This window comes from Kitasatospora sp. NPDC001159 (assembly GCF_053598235.1).
On sequence record NZ_JBSFJV010000011.1, the window covers coordinates 104,289 to 126,663 of the forward strand.

A 22,375-nucleotide genomic window follows, 5' to 3' on the forward strand; every position below is an offset into this window, starting at 1 on the left:
AGACGCTCCAGGCCCTCTCCCACACCCGGGAGAGGGCCGACTGCTTCCAAGCGTCTCAGGACTCGGAGATCCGCGACGACCTCACGCTGGCGTAGGTCACGAGTGCTCGTGCCCGCGTGACGCGGGCGGGATGCTCTGCTCGTACTGGAAGACGTTGTGGGGGTCGTACTCCGCCTTGATCTCGCGCAACTGGTCGAAGTTGGGTCCCCAGTAGGCGGTTTCCCAATTCTGCATTCCGACATTCGGCACGTTGACGTAGGCGCCGTTCACGTAGGGCCGCATCGCCTGGCTGAACTCGGCAGTCCATGCCTGGGCCTGCGGGGTGAGCGGGTCGCAGACCCCTGGCTGTGTTCCACGAGTCCCCCAGCCGGCACCGATCTCGCCGTAGAAAAGCGCGTCGCGATGCGGGAACGCAGTGCCGCCGCGGGGGGGCCTCCTGACCACTCCGCCGAAGGCCTGGGTGAAGTAGTTGCTGTCATCCGTCGGGGCGTTCTGCATGAACGAACCGATCACGCTGATCGCTTCCTTCGGGAACGGCTTTCTGGTGAACTGTGAGAAGAACTTCCAGTTCGCGGGCTCGGCCGCGGTGGGGATCTGGAATCCCGCATATACGTCGCCCCAGTTGCCCACCTGCGCCGAGACCTTCGGGTTGCCGACCGACAGGATCGGGGCCAGCAACTTCTTCGCCTCTTCCGGCGTTCCTTCAGCGAGAACCGCGAACAGCAGGATCTGGTTTCTGTGGACCTCAAGCTGGGTTCCGAGGCGGTCGTCGGCGCACGGTGCCGTACTCTGCCATGCGTCGAAGACTCCCTGCAGATCGCCGAGGCCGTCCCACGTTGCCTGCACATAAGTGACGAACTTCAGCGGAGCCGTTTGGTAGGTAAGCGACGTGACGATCCCGAAGTTGCCGTTTCCCGCCCCGCGGAGCGCCCAGAGCAGGTCTGAGTTGTCGCTCAAGGATGCCTTGATCACCCGGGCGCACTCGGCACCCGACGCGACGACAATCTCAGCTCCCACAAGGCTGTCGCAGGCCATGCCAAGCCAGCGGGTGAGGAATCCGAAGCCGCCGCCGAGCGTCGCACCGGACAGGCCTACGCTGCCCTCCGTTCCCGTCGTCACCGCGAGGTCCTGCTTCGCGAGTGCGGTCACCGCTTCCAACTGGTTGAGCCCGGCGCCGACCGTCGCGATACGAGAGGCGGTGTCGATCTGGACTGACTTCAACTCGCTGATGTCGATCACGATGCCGTTGTCCACGTTCGACCAGCCCTCAAGGGCGTGGCGGCCACTCCGCACCCGCACCGCGACGTCATTCTGCCGCGCCCACGTGAGGGCGTTGACCACGTCCTGGGTGTTTTGGGCGAAGACGATGACCAGCGGATAGTGAGCGAAGAGCTGGTCCCAGCCGAGCCTCGCATCCGTGAAACCGGGGTCGCCGGGGCGGACGATGCGGCCGGTCAGCTCCGCCGGCGGGCACTTCCCGCCCTCCGGCCCTTTGGTCGCGGCGCTCGCGCCCGGGGCGCCTACGGCCGTAATACCCGGAACAACGACCGCGCCGACACCAGCGGCTGCTGTCGCCTTGAGCAAGCCGCGACGAGAAAAATCGTGCATGGTCCGTGTCCTCCCGACCGGGATGCGAGGCAAATCTCTTCCACCAGCTGGCAGTTCAGTCCTTCGTGGACGACTCCTAGGGTCCGCAGAGTAACGAGGATGCCCGTGACGGTTTGCTCGACACGCTCATTGGGAAAGGCGGCGACGATAAGTGATATATGCGGCCAATGCGCGCGCCGCGGTCGCCGAAGTCGCGACAGAATGACCGCCGCGCCGACAATTGTTTCATTGGAATGGCAGCCCGCCAGTCAGCGTTGTGCCCGCATCCGACGGATCGGGGTGGGCATGGGGCAGCCGAGGCCGTGGGAGGTCGATGACGGACTGTGAGAGCGGATCGTTCCGCTGCTGCCGGTGGTCGAGCGCCGCACCCCGCTGGGAGATCCGCGACGACCTCCACGAGCCTTCCTCAGCCTCGGCTGCAGCATCATCTACTGGCGCCGCCTGAAGACCTCGTTTGCTGGGAGTCCTTAGGAGAGTACGTCGATGCCGCAGGGGTTACATCCATGATTGTGTTGCGACTACAGCAGCTCGGCCCCGCGTAGCGCCAAGGACCACTCCGGCTTCGGGCCGCAGGTGATCCGGCGGGACAACCCGGGCCCGGGCAACGCGGGCGGCCTGAAGGGCACTTACAGCTGGGTATCGGTCAAGCCGCCGGGCTGGCACTCGCTGGCGCCGGGCGCCTCGGTCGACATGGACTTCGTCTACTACCTGACGGTCTCCACGCCGTCGAACTGGACGGTCAGCATGGGCGGCACGCTGCACGGGATCAAGGGTGACCTGACCCGGGGTGCGGTGGACGGCGGTACGCCGACCCCGCCCCAGACGGCCACGCCGACCGCGACCCGACCTCGGGCGCCTGCACGGCCGCCCCGGGCTGGGACGCATGCACCACCTACGCGACGTCGACCAAGGTGCCCTGGAAGGGCCGCCACTACCGGAACAAGTGGTGGAGCAAGGGCGACGACCACACCGCCAGCGGTGCCTGGGGCGTCTGGAGCGACCTCGGGGCCTGCTGATCCGAAGCGGCCCCGTTGAGGTGAGGGACGGCGGTGGCAGCGCACCCGGTCGGGGGGTGTGCCGCCACCGCTGCTCGGCTTCTAGGCCTCGACCTTGAGGTCGCGCAGCAGCTTGGCGACGTGCCCGGTGGCCTTGACGTTGTACAGCGCGCGCTCGACCTTGCCCTGCTCGTCGACGATCACCGTGGAGCGGATGACGCCCAGGTAGGTGCGGCCGTAGTTCTGCTTCTCGCCGTAGGCGCCGTACGCCTCCAGGACCGCGTGGTCCGGGTCGGAGAGCAGGGTGACCTTGAGGTTCTCGGCCTCGCGGAACGTGCCGAGCTTCTCCGGCTGGTCCGGGGAGATGCCGATGACGTCGTAGCCGGCGCCCGCGAGGACGTCCAGGTTGTCGGTGAAGTCGCAGGCCTGCTTGGTGCACCCGGGGGTGAGGGCCTTGGGGTAGAAGTAGACGATGACCTTGCGGCCCAGGTGGTCGGCGAGGGAGACCTGGTTGCCGTCGGCGTCGGACAGGCTGAAGGCGGGCGCGGTGTCGCCGGGCTGGAGACGCTCAGTCATGGGGTGGACTCTCCTGGTGCGTGCGGCTGGGACGTGCGGTCGTACCACGGGCAAACTTACCTCCGTTGGTGGGTGGGGCCGCGCGGCCGTGCTCGCCAGCTGACAAACTGGGTCGGTCGCACTGGACGACCAGGACTACATCGGAAAGTGAATGGGGTGGCCCGAGTGGGCGAGGCGAGCACGCAGGACAAGCCGCAGCGGACGGCCGTCCAGATCGAGGCGGACATCGAGCGTACCCGCGGCCGGCTGGCGGAGACCCTGGACGAGCTGGCCGTGCGGATCCACCCGAGCACCATCTCCGCCCAGGTCAAGGCCAAGGCGATGGCCTCCGTCGAGGAGAAGGCGGGCCGGGCGTACGTGGCCGCGAACGGCCTGGTGGAGAAGGTCCGGGCGCAGTTCGTGGACGAGAAGGGCCAGCCGCGCAAGGAGCGGGTCGTCCCGGCCGCGCTGGTCGGCGTGGGCCTGGTGCTGCTGATCGCCTCCGCCCGCCGGCGCCGCAAGGGCTGAGCGGCAGCGGTGGAACGGCCGGGCGCCCGCGGGCACCCGGCTTTCCGTATGCCGGGCTGACGTCACGCTCCGCGCCGGGGAGCGGTACCTTCGGGACCGTGAGCACGAACGACGAACCGACCCGCTCCGACCAGGAGTACGAGCCCGCGCGGCACGACCGGCTGGGCGAGAAGCTGCCGATCCGGATGCTGCACGACCGCGTGCTGGTGCGCATCGAGGGCAGCGAGGGCGAGCGCCGCTCGACCGGCGGCATCCTGATCCCGGCGACCGCCGAGCTAAGTAAAAGGTGCACATGGGCGGAAGCTGTGGCTGTCGGCCAGAGCGTGCGCTCGGTGGAGCCCGGTGACCGCGTCCTGTACGACCCGGAGGACAAGCTGGAGGTCGAGGTCCGCGGCGCCACCTACGTGCTGCTGCGCGAGCGCGACCTGCACGCGGTGGCCGCGGCCCGCTTCGGTGACACCGAGGGCTCGACCGGGCTGTACCTCTGAGACCGCAGGACTGCGGCGGAGGGCGATGTCGTGCGACGGCGGGCGGCCCGGGGGCTCCGGGGCCGCCCGCCGTCGTCGCCCGGCGCTTCCGGCCCCCGGGCCGCTGATGGGCCCCGGCAGCCGGACAGGACGAGCGGAGGACAGCCCGGCAGGGCGTCAGTCAGTGGCAGAGCCACGACCACCGGGGACCCGGTCAGCACTGTCAGTGTCAGTGGTGGGCGCTAGGGTCCAGGCATGAGCAAGGCGGTGCCGGCGATCGGTGATGTGGAGCGGCGGACCCGGTTGGGGCAGCGGCAGCTGTTGGCGCCCTCGGGGCGGGCGGCGCGGGTGGAGGATGTGGCCGACGCGGTGGTCGGGCTGCATGCGACGGACGCGGCCACGGTGTACCTGTCGGCCTGTGCGCGGCTGGCCGCGCCCTCGGCGGCGGAGGTGGACCGGGCGCTGTACGGGGACGTCTCGCTGGTGAAGCTGCTGTCGATGCGGCGGACGATCTTCGCGGTGACGGAGGGCTTCGCCCCCTACGTGAGTTCGGCGGCGGCGCGGGCGATCGCGGTGAAGGAGCGGGCGACGCTGCTCAAGCACCTGCGGGACCACGCCGAGGGCTGGGACGAGGCGCGCCTGGCGGAGACGGAGCGCGAGGTGCTGGCCGCGCTGGCGCGGCGCGGCGAGGCGACGACCAGGCAACTCGGCGATGATGTGCCGCAGTTGCGCGAGAGCATGCTGATGTCGGCGGGGAAGCCGTACGAGAACCGGCAGAGCGTGGGCAGCCGGCTGCTGCGGCTGTTGGCCTCGGACGGGCATGTGCGCCGCTGCCGGCCGCGCGGCTCCTGGCTGAGCAGTAGCTATCCGTGGGCGCTGGTGCCGCAGTGGCCGGACGTGCCGGTGCGGGAGGCGAAGGCGGAGGTGGTGCGGCGCTGGCTGGCGGCGTACGGTCCGGCGACGGTCGAGGACGTGAAGTGGTGGACGGGCTGGACGCTGGGGGACGTCCGTAAGGCGCTGGCGGACGTCGGGGCGCGGGGCGTGGCGCTGGCGGACGGCTCGGCGGCGCTGGTGCTGCCGGGGGATGACGCGCCGGTGGCGGCGCCGGAACCCTGGGCGGCGCTGCTGCCCGCGTTGGACCCGGCGGTGATGGGCTGGCGCGGACGGGACTGGTACCTGCGGCCGGAGGACGTGCCGGCGCTGTTCGACCGGGCCGGCAACGCCGGGCCGACGGTGTGGTGGTGCGGCGAGGTGGTCGGCGGCTGGGCGCAGCGGGCGGACGGCGGGCTGGTGTGGCGGTTGTTCCGGGACGTCGGGGTGGAGGCCGAGCGGGCGGTGGCGGCGGAGGCGGAGCGGTTGGCGGGCTGGCTGGGGGAGGTGCGGGTGACGCCGCGGTTCCGTACGCCGCTGGAACGGGAGTTGCTCGCGAAGAGCTAGCTCACCGGGCCGGCTGGTAGCTCACTGCGCCGGTGCCGTGGCCGAGTTGGTGGGACCGGTGGTGCCGGTGGGCTGGTTGGTGGGCTTGGTCGGCCGGGCCTGGGTGGGCCGGGCGGTGGGGCTGGGCTGTTCCTGGCTGGGGGTGGGCTGCGGGTTCTGCGGGCTGGGGGCGGCCGGGCCGGGTGCGGGGGCGTCGCTGGTGGCGGGCGCGCTGGGGGCGTGGGTGTGGGTGGTCGGCGCGGGGGCGCCGGTGGGGGTGGTGGTGTTGCCGGGGGTGGGGCTGGTGCTCGGGGGAGTGCTGCTGGGGGCGCCGGTGGGGGTCCAGTTGCCGGGGTCGGGGTTGGCGCGGCCGGTCTGCAGGTCGAACTGCTGGGTGGTGGTGCCGTTCAGGGCGGCGGTCATGTAGTTGGTCCAGATCTTGGTGGGGAAGGCGCCGCCGTTGATCCGGGTGAGGCCGGCGGTGCCGGCCAGCGGCTCCTTGGCGTGGCTCTTCGGGTTCTCCCGGAACAGCCCGACGGTGGTGGTGAGTTCGGGGGTGAAGCCGGCGAACCAGGCGGAGAGGTTGGAGTCGGTGGTGCCGGTCTTGCCGGCGGCGGGGCGGTTCAGGTCGAGGGCGGCGGCGCCGGTTCCGCGGGGGCTGACGACGTCGCGCAGTACGTCGGTGACGGAGTCGGCGATGCTGCGGTCCATGGCGGTGGTGGCCTTGTGGTCGGGCATCTTGGGGACGTCGACGGCGCCGCCGGGGTTGACGCGTTCGAGTTTGAGGACGGACCACGGGGTGTGGGCCTCGCCGTGGTTGGCGAAGGTGGCGTAGGCGCCGGCCAGGTCGAGGGCGCTGGGAGTGGCGGTGCCGAGGGTCATCGAGGTGTTGGCCGGGTCCATGCCGCGGACGCTGTCGGGGATGCCGAGTTTGACGGCGGTCTCCCGGACGCGGGCGAGTCCGGCGTCCACGCCCTCCTGGGCGTACACGGAGTTGACGGACTTGACCATGGCGTAGCGCAGGGTGATGTTGCCGTAGTCGACGCCGTCCTCGTTGGGCGGCGCGTAGGGGGTGGGGCCGCCGGTGACGGGGCGTTCGCTGCTGCCGTCGTAGCGGCTCTCGGTGGTGATCGGGCGGCCGTCCAGGGTGTGCTGGGCGATCAGGCCGGCGGCGAGGTCGACCGGTTTGAAGGTGGAGCCGATCTGGTTGTCCTGGCGCAGTGCGTCGTTGTAGGGCTGTTTGGCGTAGTCGGGGCCGCCGTAGACGGCGACGACGCGGCCGGTGGCGGGGTCGACGGAGGCGCCGGCGACCCGGACGTCGGTGTCGGTGATGGGGCGGGCCTTGGGGTCGAGTTCGTCGGTGAGTTCGTCCTGGACGGCTTTGACGAAGGCGTCCTGCCTGGGCTTCTCGAAGGTGGTGGTGATCCGCCAGCCGCCGGCCTTGAGGGTGGGGGCGTCGATGATGCCGGAGGAGATCAGGTAGTCGTCGGCGACGCCGACCAGGTAGCCGGCCTGGCCGGAGAGGCCGGTGGCGGGCTGGGGGTCGATCGGGTCGGGGAAGGTGGTGGCGGCGCGGTCGGCCTGGGTGAGGAAGCCGAGTTGGACCATGCCGTCGAGGGCGTAGTTCCAGCGGGCTATGGCCTTCTCGCGGTTGGCGGGGGTGGCGGTCTTGACGTCGTAGAGGCTGGGGGCCTGGAGCAGGGAGGCGAGGTAGGCGCCCTGGCCGAGGGTGAGCCCGGAGACGTCGACGCCGTAGTAGGCGTGGGCGGCGCTCTGGATGCCGTAGGCGCCGCGGCCGAAGTAGCTGCTGTTGAGGTATCCGGCGAGGATGTCCTTCTTGTCGCGCTGCTGGTCGACCTTGAGGGCGATGAAGAGTTCGCGGCCCTTGCGTTCGAAGGTCTGGTCCTGGGTCAGGTAGTAGTTCTTGACGTACTGCTGGGTGATGGTGGAGCCGCCCTGCATGCCCTTGCCGAGCAAGGTGTTCCAGCCGGCCCGGAGCATGCCCTTCAGGTCGATGCCGCGGTTCTGGTAGAAGGTGCGGTCCTCGGCGGAGACGACGGCCTGCTGGGTCTGCAGCGGGATCTGGTCGATGGTGACGTCGGTGCGGTTGACCGCGCCGGTGCGGGCGATCTCGGTGGTGCCGTCGGAGTAGAGGTAGATGTTGTTCTGGGCGACGGCGTGGGCGTTGGGGTCGGGCACCGGGACGATGACGTAGAGCACGGCGAAGGCACCGACGGCGAGCAGGAGCAGTGCGGTGAGGGTGCCGAGGGTGACCCGCCAGGTGGGCAGGAGCCGGCGCCAGAGGGGGAGGGCGCGGCGGGCCTCGCGGCGGGCGGCCCGTTTGGCCTGGCGTCGGGTGCTCAAGGTCATGCCGAGATTATCTGCTATTTGACGTGCGATCAGTGGTGGCAGGGGTTCTGAACTGCGCGGTTGCGTTGGTCGGGTCGTGCGCCCCGGGGTACGTCGGAAATCCGGGTGCGGGGCGGGGGGCCCGGCGGTACGGTGAAAGGTGCAAACCACATAGCGCACCTACTTCTGGCAGCTCCGCCCGCCTGGCCCGGCACCCCCGGGTACGGCCGGTCGGAGCCGTTGGGGCGTGCGCCGACGCGCGTGCGGGCAGCTGTCTGCCCGTATTTGTCGACAAGGAGACAATATGCAGAATGTCGCCACCGTGGGGGCGAGGCCCCCGGATACCGCTCCCGCGGTTCCCCCCGGGCGCCGCACCGCGGCCGCCCTCGGGCTCTACGCCGCCGTCGCCCGCGGTGCCTTCCGCCGCTACTCCACCTACCGGGCCGCCACCCTGGCCGGCACCTTCACCAACACCGTCTTCGGCATCATCCTCGCCTCCTCCTTCCTCGCCCTCTGGCAGGCCCGCCCCGGCCTCGGCGGCTACGACCAGAGCCAGGCCGTCACCTACATCTGGGTCAGCCAGGGCCTGCTGGTCACCATCGCGGTCTGGGGCGGCGGCTTCCAGGACGACGTCCAGGACCGCTTCCGCTCCGGCGACATCGCCGTCGACCTCTACCGCCCGGTCGACTTCCAGGGCTGGTGGCTGGCCACCGACCTCGGCCGGGCCTCCTTCCAGGCGCTGATCCGTGGCACCGTGCCGATGCTGGTCGGCGCGCTGGTGTTCCGCACCCGGATGCCCGAGCAGCCGCTGACCTGGGCGTTCTTCCTGCTCTCGGTGCTGCTCGCGTTGTTGGTCAGCTTCGGGCTGCGGTTCCTGGTCTCGATCACCGGCTTCTGGCTGCACGACTCGGAGGGGGTGCGCGCGGTGATGCTGGTGGTCTCGATGTTCTTCTCCGGAATGCTGCTGCCGATCGCGCTCTTCCCCGGCTGGCTCGGAGACCTCGGCCGGGCGATGCCCTGGGCCGCGCTGGTCAAGGTGCCGACCGACGTCTTCCTGGAGCGCGCGAGCGGCACCGGGCTGCTCGGGGCACTCGGCTTCCAGCTCGGCTGGGCGGCCGCGCTGCTCGCCGCCGGGCGGGGCGCGCAGTGGCTGGCGACCCGCAGGGTGGTGGTGCAGGGTGGCTGAGCCGCTGGTCGCCCGCACCTCCTGGGCGGTCCGCTCCTGGTGGCTCTGCGCCCGGATGTGGATGCGCTCGATGATGGCCTACCGGGCCTCCTTCCTGCTGAACCTGCTGGCCAGCCTGGTCACCCACTCGCTCGACTTCGTCGTGCTGGTGATCATGTTCCGGCACACCGACGAACTCGGCGGCTGGAGGCTGCCGGAGATCGCCTTCCTCTACGCCACCGCGACCTTCTCCCTCGGCATGGCCAACCTGCTGGTCGGCTCGGCCGACGGCCTCGGCGTGCGGATCGTGAACGGTTCGCTGGACACCATGCTGATCCGCCCCGCGCCCGCGCTCTCCCAGCTGTGCGCCGAACGCTTCAGCCTGCGCCGGCTCGGCCGCCCGCTCCAGGCTGCGGTGGTGCTGGTCTGGTCGCTGGCCGCCCTGGACGTCCACTGGACCTGGGACCGGGTGCTGCTGGTGCCCGTCCTGCTGGCGTGCGGCAGCGTCATCTTCGGCGCGATCTACATCGGCGGCGCCACCGTCCAGTTCTGGTGGGGCGAGTCCAAGGAGATCCAGAACTCCTTCACCTACGGCGGAGCGACCCTGCTGCACTACCCGCCGACCATCTTCGCCAAGGAACTGGTCGCCGGGGTGGTCTTCGGCGTACCGCTGGCCTTCGTCAACTGGCTGCCCTCCCTGCGCATCCTCGGCCGGCCCGACCCGCTCGGCCTGCCCACCGCCTTCCAGTACGCATCCCCGGTCGCCGCCGCGCTGTGCGTCGCCGCCGCCGGGCTCGCCTGGCGGGCCGGACTGCGCGCCTACCGCGGCACCGGCAGCTGAACCCCCGTACCCCTCGTGAGGATTCACCGTGGCACTGATCGAACTCCAGGACGTTCACCGCACCTTCACCGTGCGGGCCCGCACCGGCCGGTTCAGCCGGACCAAGCGCGAGGTGCGCGCGGTGGACGGGCTGAGCTTCACCGTCGAGGCCGGCGAGTGCGTCGGCTACATCGGGCCCAACGGCGCCGGCAAGTCGACCACCATCAAGATGCTCACCGGCATCCTCGTCCCCAGCGCCGGACGGCTGCGCGTCGCCGGGGTCGACCCGGCCCGCGAACGCGTCGCGCTGGCCCGCCGGATCGGCGTCGTCTTCGGCCAGCGCACCACCCTGTGGTGGGACCTCCCGCTGCGCGACTCCTTCGAACTCGCCCGCCGGATCTACCGCATCCCCGACCGGCGGTACCGCGAGAACCTCGGCCGCTGCGTCGAACTGCTCGACCTGGAAGGATTGTTGGACACACCCGTACGGCAGCTCTCGCTCGGCCAGCGAATGCGCGGCGACCTCGCGGCGGCGCTGCTGCACGACCCGCAGGTGCTCTACCTGGACGAGCCGACCATCGGCCTGGACGTGATCAGCAAGGGCAAGGTGCGCGAGTTCCTGCGCGAGGTCAACCGCGACCGGGGCACCACGGTGCTGCTCACCACCCACGACCTGACCGACATCGAGCAGCTCTGCGGCCGGGTGATGGTGATCGACCACGGCCGGGTGGTCTACGACGGCGGGCTGGACGGGCTGCACACCACCGGCCGCAGCGAGCGCACGCTGGTGGTCGACCTCGCCGAGGCCCGGCCGCCGATCGAGGTGGCCGGGGCGCGGGTGGTCAAGGTCGAGGGGCCGCGGCAGTGGCTGGCCTTCCCGGCGCAGGAGAGCGCGGCGCCGATCGTGGCGGCGGTCGCGGCGCGGTTCCCGCTGGTGGACCTGTCGGTGCGCGAGCCGGCCATCGAGGACGTGATCGCGCGGATGTACGCCGAGGTCGCGATCGGCTGATGTGCGCGAAGGCCGCGATCGGCTGATCCCGCTTCTTCGGGCGCGCGTTCGGGCCCGTCACCCGTCCGGGGAGGGCACGTGACTCCCCGGCGGGCTGCCGAGTTGACCGGTGCAACCCTCGCCGAACCGCGCACTGGAGGCCCGCCGCCCGATGTCCGTACCCGACGTGACCGTGGTGGTCGCGGTCCACAACGCCATGCCGTACCTCACCGCCTGCCTGGACTCGCTGGTCGGGCAGTCCCTGGCGCCGGGGCGACTCGAGGTGGTGGTCGTCGACGACGGTTCCACGGACGGTGGTGAAGCGCTGTCGGACGAGTACGCCGGCCGCCGCCCCGGGCTGTTCCGGGTGCTGCACCAGCCCGACTCCGGCGGCCCGGCGGCCCCGGTCAACCGCGGCCTGGCGCTGGCCCGCGGCCGCTACGTGGTGTTCCTCGGCGCCCACGACCAGCTCGGCCCGGAGGCGCTGGAGCGGCTGGTCGCGGCCGCCGACGACTGGGGCTCGGACGTGGTGGTGCCCAAGCAGGTCGGGGTGAACGGGCGGCTGGTGCCGCAGGGCATCTTCCACGCCAACGCCGAGTCGGTGGGCTTCACCGACTCGGCGCTGGCCTGGGCGCTGTCCGACACCAAGCTGTTCCGGCTCGACTTCATCCGGCGCCACGGGCTGTGCCGCAACGAGGAGTTGAAGGTCTTCTCGGAGCAGCCGTTCACCCTGGAGGCCTGTCTGCGGGCGCGCCGGGTGTCCGTGCTCGCCGACTACGACTGCTGCTTCCTCGCGCTGCGCGAGGACCTGGGCGACGTCACGGAGCGGGGCGGCGTGCTGGACCGGCTGCGCGGGATCTTCGCGCTGCAGCAGGTGGCGGTCGAACTGGCCGAACCGGGTGAGGAGTTGGACGCCATCCGGGCCCGCAGCTTCGCCTGGGACGTGCCCCGGCTGTTCCAGGAGGGCTTCCTGCTGCTGGACGACGGGCTGCAGCGGCGGGTGTGCGAGGAGGTCGGCCGGATGATCGAGCGGTTCGGCGCCCGCGCGGTGTACCACCGGCTGCCGGTCGCCGCCCGGGTGCGGCTCGAACTCGCGGCCGCCGTACGACCGGGGGCGCTGCGCGACCAGATCCGCTACGAGGCCGCGCACGGCGAACCGCCGGTGGTGGCGGACGGGCGGCGGCGCTACGCGGGCTACCCGGCGTTCCGGGACGCCCGGCTCGGCCTGCCGGACGGACTGTTCCTGTTGCGCGAGGAGCCGCCGGTCGAGGCCGTGCCGCGGCTCAACCTGGCCCAGCAGCTGTGGCGGGGGGTCGTCCCGGAGCAGCTGCGGCGCGGGCTTCGGCGCTCGCCGGTGTGGCGCCGGCTCGCCAACTCGGTGAACGGGGGACAAGGCTGAGCGGGCGGTCGTCCAGGTCCAGGAGCGCGTGATCGCCGAGGTCCGGAGCGCGTGATCGTGAGGCACGCCCCCGTCCGCGCCGGGCAACGGGCAGACTGGCCGGGTGAGTGACGAAGCCTTCAGCAGGACCGGCCCCGGGGTCCGGTTCACCGCGGCCGACGAGCAGAAGAGACGTGGCGTCCGCCGGATGAAGACCATCGCGACCGGCCTGCTGGCCTTCGCGAGCCTGGTCTTCGCCCTCGCCACCTGGGCCGAGTCGGCCGGTGCCGGCGCCTGGGCCGGGTACGTGGCGGCCGCCGCCGAGGCGGGCATGGTCGGTGCGCTGGCCGACTGGTTCGCGGTGACGGCGCTGTTCCGCCGCCCGTTCGGACTGCCGATCCCGCACACCGCGATCATTCCGACCAAGAAGGACGCCTTCGGGCGCTCGCTCGGCGACTTCGTCGGCGAGAACTTCCTCTCCGGCCACGTGGTGCGCGGCCGGCTCGCCGCGCTCGGCATCGGCCGCCGACTGGGGGAGTGGCTGGCCGCGCCGGGCAGCGCCGAGCGGGTCACCAAGGAGGCCTCGGCGGCGCTGCGCGGGGTGCTCGCGGTGCTGCGCGACGACGACGTGCAGGCGGTGGTCGCCGAGGCGGTCACCCGGCGGGCCGCCGCCACCTCGGTGGCCGAGCCGATGGGCCGGATGCTGGGCAAGGTGGTCGCGGACCGCGGGCACCACGGCGTGGTCGACCTGGTGGCCGTCCGGGCGCACGGCTGGCTGATCGCCAACCACGAGGACGTGATCCAGAAGGTCACCCAGAAGACCCCGGGCTGGACGCCGAAGTTCATCGACCACCAGGTCGGCGAGCGGGTCTACAGGGAGCTGCTGCGCTTCGTCACCGACATCCGGGACGACCCGGACCACCCGGCCCGCGGCGCGATCGACAGCTTCCTCGCCGACTTCGCCGCCGACCTGCAGACCGACCCGGAGACCATCGCCCGGGTCGAGCGCGCCAAGGGCGAGCTGCTGGCCCGCCCCGAGGTGCAGGACCTGATCAACTCCACCTGGGCGGCCGTGCGCACCCTGGTGGTGAACGCGGCCGAGGACGAGGACAGCGAACTGCGCCGGCGCATCCGCGACGGCGTGCGCGGCTTTGGCGAGCGACTGGCCACCGACGCCAAGCTGCAGGCCAAGGTGGACGGCTGGCTGCAGGACGCCGCCCAGTACCTGGTCGACACCTACCGGACCGAGATCACCTCGCTGATCTCCGAGACGGTGGCGAGCTGGGACGCCGACGACGCCTCGCGCAAGATCGAGGCCAACGTCGGGCGTGACCTGCAGTTCATCCGGATCAACGGCACGGTGGTCGGCGCCCTGGCCGGGCTGCTGATCCACACCGTGGCGGTCGCGCTCGGGGGGTGATCCCCGGCGTCCCCGGTCGGCCGCTCCGACTTGGGCCTATCCTGGGCCCACAAGCCTGATACGCGCGTAGAAGCGCGGGAGAAGGCGCGGAGAAGGAAGAAGGGAACCACCGTGGTCCAGCCGGACGGAAGTCGGATCGGAAACCCCACCGGTAACACCGCTGACCGGAGCATCGAGGCGTTCATCGCAGGGATGCCCAAGGCGGAACTGCACGTCCACCACGTCGGCTCGGCCTCGCCGCGCGTCGTCGCCGACCTGGCCGCCCGCCACCGGGGCCAGTCCAAGGTGCCGACCGACCCGGCCGCGCTCGCCGAGTACTTCACCTTCACCGACTTCGCCCACTTCATCGAGGTCTACCTGAGCGTCGTGGACCTCGTCCGCGACGCCGAGGACGTCCGCGCGCTCACCTACGGCGTGGCCGAGGACATGGCCCGCCAGAACATCCGGTACGCCGAGCTGACCATCACCCCGTACTCCTCGGTCAAGCGCGGGATCCCCGACGTCGCCTTCATGGAGGCGATCGAGGACGCCCGGCTGCGCGCCGAGAAGGAGCTCGGCGTGGTGCTGCGCTGGTGCTTCGACATCCCGGGCGAGGCCGGCCTGGAGTCGGCCGAGGTGACCGCCCGCCTGGCAACCGAGCTCGCCCCCGAGGGCCTGGTCAGCTTCGGCCTGGGCGGCCCGGAGATCGGCGTGCCGCGGCCGCAGTTCAAGCCGTACTTCGACCGGGCGCGGGCGGCCGGCCTGCACGCCGTCCCGCACGCGGGCGAGACCACCGGGCCGCAGACGGTCTGGGACGCGATCCGCGAGCTCGGCGCCGAGCGCATCGGGCACGGCACCCAGGCGGTCAAGGACCCGGCGCTGCTCGACCACCTGGGCGAGCACCGCATCGCGCTGGAGGTCTGCCCGACCTCCAACGTCGCCACCCGGGCGGTGGAGCGGATCGAGGAGCACCCGATCAAGCAGATGGTGGACGCCGGACTGCTGGTGACCGTCAACAGCGACGACCCGCCGATGTTCGGCACCGACCTCAACACCGAGTACACGGTGGCGGCGCGGCTGCTGGGGCTGGACGAGACCGGGGTGGCGGCGCTGGCCCGCAACGCGGTCGAGGCCTCCTTCCTGGACCAGGCCGGCAAGGCGCGGCTGACCGGCGAGATCGACGCCTACCTGGCGGGCTGGCAGCGCTGACCCCTCCCCCGTGACCGCCCCGTCGGCTTCGGCCGGCGGGGCGGTTCCGTTTCCGGCGCCGTTCTCGCGTTTCCGGCACCGGGCCGTGCGGGGCGGTGCCGGCGCCAGGTGCTTCCGCGCGGCGCCACCAGCGGCTCCGGGCGTGGAGCCAAAGTGGTGCCACAAATGGCTCGACATGGCACCACCGCTGTGCCATGCTTAAGCCATGGACCTCACGCCGTACGTCGAAAACCTCCGGAACGAGCTGGCGGTGGCCGCCGCTACCGGCGGGGAGGAAGCCCGGGCGCTGGCCGACCGGCTGACGCTCCCGCTGGAGTCGGCCGTGCGGCTCACTCTGCTCAACGCACTCTCGGCCGCCATGGGCGAAGTCACCCGGGACCTCGCCCCGGGCTCGGTGGACGTGCGGCTGCGCGGGCTCGACCCCGAGTTCGTGGTGACCGTGCCGCCCGGCTCCGACGCCTTCCACGGCGATGTGCCATCCGTGGTGTCGCCGATGGCTCCGGTGGTGCCACCCGTGGTGTCGGCCACGCCGTCGGTGGTGCCGGAGTCGGACGAGTCGGGCACCGCCCGGATCAACCTGCGCCTGCCCGCGAACCTCAAGGCCCGGGCGGAGGAGGCTGCCGGACAGGAGGGCCTCTCCCTCAACGCCTGGCTGGTCCGTGCCGTCGCCGGCGCGCTGGAGGGCGGCCGGCCTGCCGCCCGCCCGGCCTCCGACCTCGGCACCCGCACCTCGCGCAGCGTCGGCGGCCAGGGCTTCACCGGCTGGGTCCACTGACGCTTCCGCACCATCCGCACTAGCCGAACTTCCGCACCACCTTCCGCACCTTCAACGTCACCCCCGCTCCGACCAGCGGGAACACCTACACGAGTCAAGAGGACGGGACAGCCATGCCTACGTACGAGACCGACGGACCGATCTCCGCCTCCCTTGAGTTCGAGATCGGCTCGGTGCGGATCCGCGCCGGCAAGCGCACCGACGCGGTGATCGAGGTCCGGCCCGCCAACGCGGCCAGGGACGCGGACGTCAAGGCCGCCGAGTTGACCCAGGTCGGCTTCTCCGGCGGCCGGCTCACCCTCAAGGGCCCCAAGCAGCGCACCGTGTTCTCCAGCAAGAAGGGCTCGATCGAGGTCCTGGTCGAGCTGCCCTCCGGCTCCGAGGTGCACGCCGACTCCCCGATGGCGGACTTCGTCACCGAGGGCCCGCTCGGCGACTGCCGGCTGAAGACGTCCATGGGCCGGATCCAGATCGACCGGGCTGACAGCGTGCGGCTCAAGACCGACATGGGGGACGTCCGGATCGGCACGATCGCCGGGGACGCCGAGGTGACTGGCGGCGGCCGGATCGAGGTCGGCTCCGTCGGGGGCTCGCTGACGGTCAAGAACAACAACGGCGACACCGAGATCGACGAGGTGCACGGCGAGTTGACCGCCAACTCCTCCAACGGCCGGATCCACGTCGGCCTCGCCGGGGCGGGCGTGGACGCCAAGACGGCGAACGGCCACATCCGGCTCGGCCAGGTGGTCCGGGGCAAGGTCACCCTGCAGAGCGGCGTGGGGGACGTGGAGATCGGCATCGCGGAGGGCACGGCGGCCTGGCTCGACGTGCACAGCAAGTTCGGCGGCGTCCGCAACAGCCTCGGCGAGGCGGAGGGCCCGGGCGACGCCCGGGAGACCGTCGAGGTCCGCGCCACCACCCAGGTCGGCAGCGTCACCATCCGGAGGGCCTGATGACGGCGATCTCCGCGGTAGGGCTGACCAAGTCCTACGGGGACAAGGCGGTGCTCAGGGGCATCGACCTGTCCATCCCGGCCGGCAGCGTCTTCGCCCTGCTCGGGCCGAACGGCGCCGGCAAGACCACCACCGTGCAGATCCTCTCCACCCTGATCCCGGCGGACGGCGGCTCGGCCCAGGTGGCCGGGCACGACGTGGTCCGACAGGCCGACGGCGTGCGGAAGGCGATCGGGGTGACCGGCCAGTTCTCGGCGGTGGACAACCTGCTCACCGCCGAGGAGAACCTGATGCTGATGGCAGACCTCAACCACCTCCGCCGTCGGGAGGGGCGGAGGCGGGCCGAGGACCTGCTGAGCCGTTTCGACCTCGCCGAGGCCGCGCGCAAACCCGTCGTCACCTTCTCCGGCGGCATGCGGCGCAAGCTCGACCTGGCGATGACGCTGGTCGGTGACCCCCAGGTGATCTTCCTGGACGAGCCGACCACCGGGCTGGACCCGCGCAGCCGGCGCACCATGTGGGAGATCATCCGGGGGCTGGTCGCCGACCACGGGGTGACGATCTTCCTCACCACCCAGTACCTGGAAGAGGCCGACCAGCTCGCCGACCGGATAGCCGTCCTGGACGGCGGCCGGATCGTCGCCGAGGGCACGGCCGAGGAGCTGAAGCGGATCGTCCCCGGCGGGCGGATCCGGCTCCAGTTCGCCGACGCCGCCCGGCTGGGCACCGCCGCCACGCTGTTCGACTACGCCACGGCCGACGCCGAGGCCCTGGTGCTGGACATCCCGGGGGACAACTCCGTTCTCACCGTGAAGGCCGTGCTGGACGCGCTCGACAACGCGTCCGTGCAAGCGGAGTCGCTGGTCGTGGAGACGGCCGATCTGGACGACGTGTTCCTCACACTGACCGGGGAGGGTGCGCGATGAGCGAGCGGAGCGAGCGAATCATCGAGAGGTGCGCGTGGGCGAATGCCCCCGCCGAGCGAAGCGAGGTGGGCGCATGAGCGCGACGACCTATGTGGTCAGCGACTCGCTGACCATGCTGCGGCGCAACCTCAAGCGGGCGCAGCGGTATCCGGCGATGACCTTCTCCGTCGTGGTCATGCCGGTGATGATGCTGCTGCTCTTCAACTACGCCTTCGGGGGCGCGCTGGGGGCGGGCATCGGCGGCGGGAGCTACATCGACTACGTGACGCCGGGGATCGTGCTGATGACGGCGACGGCGGGATCGGTCGCCACCGCGGTGGGCGTGTGCGTCGACATGACGGAGGGGATCGTCAACCGGTTCCGGACGATGTCGATATCACGGTCGGCGTTCCTGGCCGGGCACGTGGTGGGCAGCGTGATCCAGACGGTGGTCGCGCTGGTGTTCGTGATCGCCGCAGCCTTCGCGATGGGGTTCCGGTCGAGCGCCGGCCCGGTGGAGTGGCTCGCGGCCGCGGGGCTGCTGCTCTTCGTCACCCTGGCGCTGACCTGGATATCGGCGGGGATCGGACTGGTGTCGAAGACACCGGAGAGCGCGAGCAACACCCCGCTGCCGCTGACGTTCCTGCCGTTCATCGGCAGCGCGATCGTCCCGCCGGACTCGATGCCCACCGTGCTGCGGTGGTTCGCCGAGTACCAGCCCTTCACTCCCATCATCGAGACTCTGCGCGGACTGCTGATGGGCACCGGGATCGGTACCAGCGCCTGGAGTGCCCTCGCCTGGTGCACCGGCCTCACGCTGGTCGGCTACCTCTGGTCGCGGAGGGTCTTCTACCGGCGGTGACGGGGGTACGGCCGGTAGCCCACCAGGCCCGGGCGGCGGGACAACCCGCCGCCCGGGCCGTTGTGTTGACAGTCCGTCGTAGTAAAGTCCGCGCCAAAGATCGGCAAAAGATCGCTCGGGGGCACGGATGACGGCGAGGCGCCGCAAGCAGATCGCGTGGTGGCTCAGAGGCGTGGCGCTGGCAGCGCTCCTCGCGTACCTGCCGGGCCGGCACGCCTCCCGATCCGGCGGGCTGGTGGAGGTCGAGCGGTGGTTCAACCGCCCGTTGCTGCTGGTCGGTGCGGCGGTCGTGCTGGTCGTGGCCTCGCTGATGGTCGAGCTCGAATTCCGCACCAGGCGGTCGCAGATCGGCTTCGCGGGGGGCTTGGCGGCGCTCGTCTGCCTCGGGCTGCCGCTCGCGGTGATGACGTATGTGTTCGGCGGCTACGGCGGGCGGGTCGACCGGTTCGTGAGCCCGAACCGCCCGGACCGGGTGCTGACCGTCACCAATGTCGCCTTCTCGATCGACCCGGTCTACCGGGTGGAAGTGGTGGCCGGCAACGGCTGGTCCGCCCGTCACTGGAGCATGGGGGTCTGGGACACCAGTGCCGACGACTTCGTCCGCGTGGACTGGTCCGGGCCGGACCAGATCACGGTGACGGGGCGGAAGGCGCTCACGGTCTTCGACGTCCGCCCGGACGGCAGCCTGAGCGAGCCCCGGGTGACGACGCGGTAGAGCTCGGCCGTCCCGGCCCCTCGGCGGCCGCGGCCTAGAGTGGTGCCATGCGATGGGGGACGCAGCCACGCTGGGCGCGGTGGGTGGCAGCGGTGTACGTGATCGGGTTCCTCGAAGGGACCGGCGCGCACGCCTACGACGTGTTCACCGGCGGCCTGCACGCCTACCACTCCTGGCCGCTGCCGAGCCAACTGCTCTTCCACGCCCTGCTGGTCCTCGACCCGCTCGCCGCCGGCTGGGTCGCCCGGGCGCGTCCGGCGGGTCCGCTCCTCGGCGCGGGCATCATGGTCGCCGACCTGCTCGCGAACTGGTGGGGGAACTGGGACGGCCTCGTCCACCACCCGTTGGACTACCTCCGGTTCGTCGGCCTGCCGGTGATGACCCTCTTCGGGCTCTTCGTCTTCGCCACGGCGGCCCCGCTCCACCGCTCGTTCCGCCGGTTCGGTCAGGTCGGCCGGTTCGGTCAGGTCGGTCAGGTCGGCCAGGTCGGTCATGTGAGTCGCGAAGGCCGGCGGGCCCCGCACGCCCGGTGAGCCGTCCGGGCGTGCGGAGCCCGCCTACCGTCAGCCGGAGGCCTTGCCGCAGAGCGCCTTCTCCAGAACGGCCCGGTAGAGCCGGTCGGACTTGGCAGAGTCGCTCTTGTCGTACTCGTTGTACGACAGCGTGAGCTGCCGGCTGCCGTCCCGGGTGCCGAGCACGGCGGTCGAGTAGCCGGGGATGTCGCCGGGGTGGCCCCAGACCTGGCCGCAGGAGAGGTTGTCGCGGGTCACGCCGAGCCCGTACTCGCCGCCGTTGCCGCCGGGGACCGGCACCGTGGTGGTCATCTCGGTGAGCTGCGCCGGGGCGAGCAGCCGGCCGCCGAACAGCGCTTCGTGGAAGCGGTTGAGGTCGTCGACGGTGGAGATCCCGGCGCCGGCCGCGTCCGCGATGGTCGGGGAGAGCCGGGTGACGTCCCCCGGGCCCTCGGGGAACTTGAAGTAGCCGTGCGCGTGCGGTCCGGGGATCGCCGTGGAGGAGCCGGGCATGGACGTGTGGCGCAGTCCGAGCGGCCGGGTGATCCGGTCAGCCACCTCCTCCCGCCAACTGCGGCCGGTGACCTGCTCGATGAGCATGCCGACGACGACGTAGTTGGTGTTGGAGTAGTGCCATCCCTGCCCGGGCGCGAAGTAGGGCGGCATGGCGGTGCCGATGGCCAGCAGCTGCTCCGGCGTGTACTCGATCCAGCGTCCGGTGGCGAGGAACTCCCGGTTGCCCGCCTCGGTGTTGGAGCGGACGTGCGGGTCGTCCAGGTAGTTGTGCAGCCCGCTGGTGTGGTTGAGGAGTTGGCGGACGGTGATGTGGTCGCCGTTGGGTACGGTGCCGGGCAGGTAGTGCCCGATCGGGTCGTCCAGCTTGATCCGCCCTTCACCGACCAGCTGGAGGGTGACGGTGGAGACGAAGGTCTTGGTGACGCTGGCGATCCTGAACCGCCCGTCGGCGCGCGCCGGTCGGCCGGTGTCCAGGTCGGCGCTGCCGGCCGCGCCGCGCCAGGTGACCCGGCCGTGGTCGCGGATCTCCGCGAACGCGGCCGTGCTGCCGCCCTGCTCGACCATGGCGTTCAGCTCGGGTCGTAAGTCGGCCGAGCCCTGCGGCGGGACAACCGGGGTGGCGGCCGCGACGCTGGGCGCGAGCGCGGCGACGGTGGCGGTGGCAAGGGCGGCAGCGGCGACCCGTGCGCCGATCCGCGTGCTGATCCGGCGGCGGGACGGATGAGTTGTGGTCATGCCGGTCACGCTCGCATCGGCGGCTGCCGGCGGTCCTCCTCCGGACGAAGGGCCCGGCTCTCCGTCTTCTGGAGGAGTGCCGGGCCCCGTTCGGAGGAGACTGGGGTTGTTGTCAGGCCGGGGCCGTCACCAGGTGTCGATGCCCATGGTCTTGGCCGCGCTGTGGATGGCGTTGTAGTGCGCGATCGACATGTCGGACTTCTTGTCCTTCGGCGGCAGGTTCTTGTCCGCGGCCCGGAACTCGTCGCGCGCGGAGGCGAGCAGGCTGGTGCCGTAGGAGACCGGGACATCGTTCTTGCCGTGGATCGGGTGGGACTTGGCGGCGGTCTGGCTGCCGGCATTGGCCAGGATGCTGCGGGCCTGGTTGTACGCGTCGGCCTTGACCGTCTTCGGGTTGCGGACCTGTGCCTGCACCCCGGCCACCGACCGGGTCTGCTCGGCGGCCATGGCGACGGGCGCGACGGCGGCGGTGAGGGCGCCCGTCAGCACGACGGTCGCGAGTGCGTTGCGGACGATCCTGTTCATGCTAAGTCCTTTCCGTAAGGATCTCAAAGATTCGCCTCCGCATCGGACTGGGGATGGTCGGAGTGCGAACGTCTCGGCCCTACCCCTGCCCTCGGCGGCGGAAAACCGGTCTCCGCCGGGTCCATTCGGAAGCGATGGGATCAGGCCGTTTTCTGGGCTTACGGAAGTCGTATCGTCAGACTGTGGTGATGGACCCTGACTTCTACCCCGACCTGGGCGCCGCCGGCAGCCTCGCCGCCGCGCTGGAACGGACCGCCGCCGAGCTGGCCGTGGACCTCACCGTGGTGCCCGGGAACTGGGGCGACACCTCCGCGGGCATCGCGGCCACGGTCCCCGAGCGCAAGCCGCTCGACGTCTACATCGGTTCCAGGGAACGCTGGTTCGGCGTGACGGGCTGGAGCCGAGGCGTTCGGATGATCGAGGGGGGAACGACGGACCTCCGGGACGTCGTCCGGGCCGGAGTGGCCTGGGGGAGTGGGAAGAGCCTGCGCGAGCTGTGCGAACAGCTGCCCTTCCTGGAGTTCACGGAACTCGCGGAGGCGCACGAGCGCGGGCCCGCCGCCGCGGTCGAAGCGCAGTGGCGCCGGATCTGGGAAGAGGCGGCCGACGAGCCCGAGTTCACGGAGTTCGGCCTGCTGGTGGAGGCCGCCCACGCGGAACCGAGGCTGCGGCAGCTCTACCCCTTCTCCAGCCACTGGACGCTCGGCTTCCGGGCCCGCACCGGCGCCCCGTCCAGGGCGGAGGTCGCGATCGTCCCCGCCCACAACGGCCGCCCCTACCGGGTCCAGCGGTTCCCGCACGACGGCCTGATCGCCGAGGCCGCGACCGCGCAGGAGGCCGTCGCGCTGGCCGTCGCCCACCTCCCCGCCGACCTCGGCCCGGCCGTGGCCGGGAGCGACGAGGACCGATGAGTTTCCTGAGTCAACCCCTATGCCGCCAGGGCCGTCTCGGCGGGCCTGTTGATCTTGTTGTTGGCTTGATGGGTGGCGGGGTCGTAGCA

At 71.4% G+C, this 22,375-nt stretch carries 21 protein-coding genes and 1 pseudogene; 17 read left to right on the top strand and 5 right to left on the bottom strand.

Features of this window, described 5'->3' with window-relative positions:
• Positions 1–96: 96 nt before the first annotated feature.
• Positions 97–1,608: an FAD-binding oxidoreductase gene (locus tag ACWC9T_RS08810; protein ID WP_449820330.1), complete on the bottom strand. Its 1,512-nt coding sequence runs from the start codon at positions 1,606–1,608 to the stop codon at positions 97–99.
• A gap of 573 nt (positions 1,609–2,181) precedes the next feature.
• On the opposite strand from ACWC9T_RS08810, the pseudogene ACWC9T_RS08815 reads away from it, so the two are divergent.
• A pseudogene (locus ACWC9T_RS08815) lies at positions 2,182–2,343 on the top strand (chitinase C-terminal domain-containing protein); the annotation flags it as partial.
• Between the two features lie 362 nt (positions 2,344–2,705).
• Here the strand turns inward: ACWC9T_RS08815 and bcp are convergent.
• The gene (gene bcp, locus ACWC9T_RS08820) at positions 2,706–3,179 is read right to left on the bottom strand and encodes a thioredoxin-dependent thiol peroxidase (RefSeq protein ID WP_449820331.1); all 474 of its coding nucleotides are present in this window, start codon (positions 3,177–3,179) and stop codon (positions 2,706–2,708) included.
• Positions 3,180–3,344: 165 nt separating this feature from the next.
• Between bcp and ACWC9T_RS08825 the strand changes: the two genes are divergently transcribed.
• From ACWC9T_RS08825 to ACWC9T_RS08835, 3 genes are all read left to right on the top strand, one after another.
• Complete coding sequence (locus ACWC9T_RS08825) at positions 3,345–3,686, top strand: DUF3618 domain-containing protein (protein ID WP_449820332.1); 342 nt, start codon at positions 3,345–3,347, stop codon at positions 3,684–3,686.
• A gap of 185 nt (positions 3,687–3,871) precedes the next feature.
• Positions 3,872–4,174 (top strand): GroES family chaperonin, encoded by a 303-nt coding sequence (locus tag ACWC9T_RS08830; protein WP_396242063.1) that lies wholly within the window; start codon positions 3,872–3,874, stop codon positions 4,172–4,174.
• A 234-nt stretch (positions 4,175–4,408) separates the two neighbouring features.
• Complete coding sequence (locus ACWC9T_RS08835; RefSeq protein WP_449820333.1) at positions 4,409–5,590, top strand: winged helix DNA-binding domain-containing protein; 1,182 nt, start codon at positions 4,409–4,411, stop codon at positions 5,588–5,590.
• 21 nt (positions 5,591–5,611) lie between these two features.
• Here the strand turns inward: ACWC9T_RS08835 and ACWC9T_RS08840 are convergent, their stop codons facing one another.
• Positions 5,612–7,939: a transglycosylase domain-containing protein gene (locus tag ACWC9T_RS08840; protein WP_449820334.1), complete on the bottom strand. Its 2,328-nt coding sequence runs from the start codon at positions 7,937–7,939 to the stop codon at positions 5,612–5,614.
• Positions 7,940–8,222: 283 nt separating this feature from the next.
• Here ACWC9T_RS08840 and ACWC9T_RS08845 point away from each other — a divergent pair, with 283 nt between their 5' ends.
• The 12 genes from ACWC9T_RS08845 to ACWC9T_RS08900 all read left to right on the top strand — a co-directional run bounded on the left by ACWC9T_RS08845 (position 8,223) and on the right by ACWC9T_RS08900 (position 19,620).
• Positions 8,223–9,104 (top strand): ABC transporter permease, encoded by an 882-nt coding sequence (locus ACWC9T_RS08845; protein WP_449820335.1) that lies wholly within the window; start codon positions 8,223–8,225, stop codon positions 9,102–9,104.
• Complete coding sequence (locus ACWC9T_RS08850; RefSeq protein WP_449820336.1) at positions 9,097–9,924, top strand: ABC transporter permease; 828 nt, start codon at positions 9,097–9,099, stop codon at positions 9,922–9,924. The genes ACWC9T_RS08845 and ACWC9T_RS08850 overlap by 8 nt, the downstream gene beginning before the upstream one ends.
• A 28-nt stretch (positions 9,925–9,952) precedes the next feature.
• Positions 9,953–10,912: an ABC transporter ATP-binding protein gene (locus ACWC9T_RS08855; RefSeq protein WP_449820337.1), complete on the top strand. Its 960-nt coding sequence runs from the start codon at positions 9,953–9,955 to the stop codon at positions 10,910–10,912.
• 151 nt (positions 10,913–11,063) lie between these two features.
• Positions 11,064–12,290: a glycosyltransferase family 2 protein gene (locus ACWC9T_RS08860; RefSeq protein ID WP_449820338.1), complete on the top strand. Its 1,227-nt coding sequence runs from the start codon at positions 11,064–11,066 to the stop codon at positions 12,288–12,290.
• A gap of 103 nt (positions 12,291–12,393) precedes the next feature.
• Positions 12,394–13,689, top strand: coding sequence for a DUF445 domain-containing protein (locus tag ACWC9T_RS08865; protein ID WP_449820339.1), 1,296 nt, complete (start codon positions 12,394–12,396; stop codon positions 13,687–13,689).
• A 135-nt stretch (positions 13,690–13,824) separates the two neighbouring features.
• The gene (locus ACWC9T_RS08870) at positions 13,825–14,877 is read left to right on the top strand and encodes an adenosine deaminase (RefSeq protein WP_449820355.1); all 1,053 of its coding nucleotides are present in this window, start codon (positions 13,825–13,827) and stop codon (positions 14,875–14,877) included.
• A 205-nt stretch (positions 14,878–15,082) separates the two neighbouring features.
• Positions 15,083–15,652: a toxin-antitoxin system HicB family antitoxin gene (locus ACWC9T_RS08875; protein ID WP_449820340.1), complete on the top strand. Its 570-nt coding sequence runs from the start codon at positions 15,083–15,085 to the stop codon at positions 15,650–15,652.
• 113 nt (positions 15,653–15,765) lie between these two features.
• Positions 15,766–16,605 carry a DUF4097 family beta strand repeat-containing protein gene (locus ACWC9T_RS08880; protein ID WP_449820341.1) on the top strand — a complete coding sequence of 280 codons (840 nt, stop codon included), beginning with the start codon at positions 15,766–15,768 and terminating at the stop codon, positions 16,603–16,605.
• Positions 16,605–17,531 carry an ATP-binding cassette domain-containing protein gene (locus ACWC9T_RS08885; protein WP_449820342.1) on the top strand — a complete coding sequence of 309 codons (927 nt, stop codon included), beginning with the start codon at positions 16,605–16,607 and terminating at the stop codon, positions 17,529–17,531. The genes ACWC9T_RS08880 and ACWC9T_RS08885 overlap by 1 nt, the downstream gene beginning before the upstream one ends.
• Positions 17,532–17,604: 73 nt before the next feature.
• Complete coding sequence (locus ACWC9T_RS08890; protein ID WP_449820343.1) at positions 17,605–18,372, top strand: ABC transporter permease; 768 nt, start codon at positions 17,605–17,607, stop codon at positions 18,370–18,372.
• 127 nt (positions 18,373–18,499) lie between these two features.
• On the top strand, positions 18,500–19,087 hold the full coding sequence (locus ACWC9T_RS08895; protein WP_449820344.1) for a hypothetical protein: 588 nt from the start codon (positions 18,500–18,502) through the stop codon (positions 19,085–19,087).
• A 47-nt stretch (positions 19,088–19,134) separates the two neighbouring features.
• The gene (locus ACWC9T_RS08900; protein WP_449820345.1) at positions 19,135–19,620 is read left to right on the top strand and encodes a hypothetical protein; all 486 of its coding nucleotides are present in this window, start codon (positions 19,135–19,137) and stop codon (positions 19,618–19,620) included.
• Between the two features lie 30 nt (positions 19,621–19,650).
• Here the strand turns inward: ACWC9T_RS08900 and ACWC9T_RS08905 are convergent, their stop codons facing one another.
• Entirely contained in the window at positions 19,651–20,850 is a 1,200-nt protein-coding gene (locus ACWC9T_RS08905; RefSeq protein WP_449820346.1) for a serine hydrolase domain-containing protein, read from the bottom strand.
• 126 nt (positions 20,851–20,976) lie between these two features.
• Positions 20,977–21,375 (bottom strand): hypothetical protein, encoded by a 399-nt coding sequence (locus ACWC9T_RS08910; RefSeq protein ID WP_449820347.1) that lies wholly within the window; start codon positions 21,373–21,375, stop codon positions 20,977–20,979.
• Between the two features lie 188 nt (positions 21,376–21,563).
• On the opposite strand from ACWC9T_RS08910, the gene ACWC9T_RS08915 reads away from it, so the two are divergent.
• Entirely contained in the window at positions 21,564–22,286 is a 723-nt protein-coding gene (locus ACWC9T_RS08915; RefSeq protein ID WP_449820348.1) for a DUF6193 family natural product biosynthesis protein, read from the top strand.
• Positions 22,287–22,375 lie beyond the last annotated feature (89 nt).

Coding starts and splice junctions, on each gene's coding strand:
- ACWC9T_RS08810 (WP_449820330.1), bottom strand. CDS start 1,608: ATGCACGATTTTTCTCGTCGCGGCTTGCTCAAGGCGACAGCAGCCGCT.
- bcp (WP_449820331.1), bottom strand. CDS start 3,179: ATGACTGAGCGTCTCCAGCCCGGCGACACCGCGCCCGCCTTCAGCCTG.
- ACWC9T_RS08830 (WP_396242063.1), top strand. CDS start 3,872: ATGCTGCACGACCGCGTGCTGGTGCGCATCGAGGGCAGCGAGGGCGAG.
- ACWC9T_RS08835 (WP_449820333.1), top strand. CDS start 4,409: ATGAGCAAGGCGGTGCCGGCGATCGGTGATGTGGAGCGGCGGACCCGG.
- ACWC9T_RS08840 (WP_449820334.1), bottom strand. CDS start 7,939: ATGACCTTGAGCACCCGACGCCAGGCCAAACGGGCCGCCCGCCGCGAG.
- ACWC9T_RS08845 (WP_449820335.1), top strand. CDS start 8,223: ATGCAGAATGTCGCCACCGTGGGGGCGAGGCCCCCGGATACCGCTCCC.
- ACWC9T_RS08860 (WP_449820338.1), top strand. CDS start 11,064: ATGTCCGTACCCGACGTGACCGTGGTGGTCGCGGTCCACAACGCCATG.
- ACWC9T_RS08875 (WP_449820340.1), top strand. CDS start 15,083: ATGGACCTCACGCCGTACGTCGAAAACCTCCGGAACGAGCTGGCGGTG.
- ACWC9T_RS08880 (WP_449820341.1), top strand. CDS start 15,766: ATGCCTACGTACGAGACCGACGGACCGATCTCCGCCTCCCTTGAGTTC.
- ACWC9T_RS08885 (WP_449820342.1), top strand. CDS start 16,605: ATGACGGCGATCTCCGCGGTAGGGCTGACCAAGTCCTACGGGGACAAG.
- ACWC9T_RS08890 (WP_449820343.1), top strand. CDS start 17,605: ATGAGCGCGACGACCTATGTGGTCAGCGACTCGCTGACCATGCTGCGG.
- ACWC9T_RS08895 (WP_449820344.1), top strand. CDS start 18,500: ATGACGGCGAGGCGCCGCAAGCAGATCGCGTGGTGGCTCAGAGGCGTG.
- ACWC9T_RS08900 (WP_449820345.1), top strand. CDS start 19,135: ATGCGATGGGGGACGCAGCCACGCTGGGCGCGGTGGGTGGCAGCGGTG.
- ACWC9T_RS08905 (WP_449820346.1), bottom strand. CDS start 20,850: ATGACCACAACTCATCCGTCCCGCCGCCGGATCAGCACGCGGATCGGC.
- ACWC9T_RS08910 (WP_449820347.1), bottom strand. CDS start 21,375: ATGAACAGGATCGTCCGCAACGCACTCGCGACCGTCGTGCTGACGGGC.
- ACWC9T_RS08915 (WP_449820348.1), top strand. CDS start 21,564: ATGGACCCTGACTTCTACCCCGACCTGGGCGCCGCCGGCAGCCTCGCC.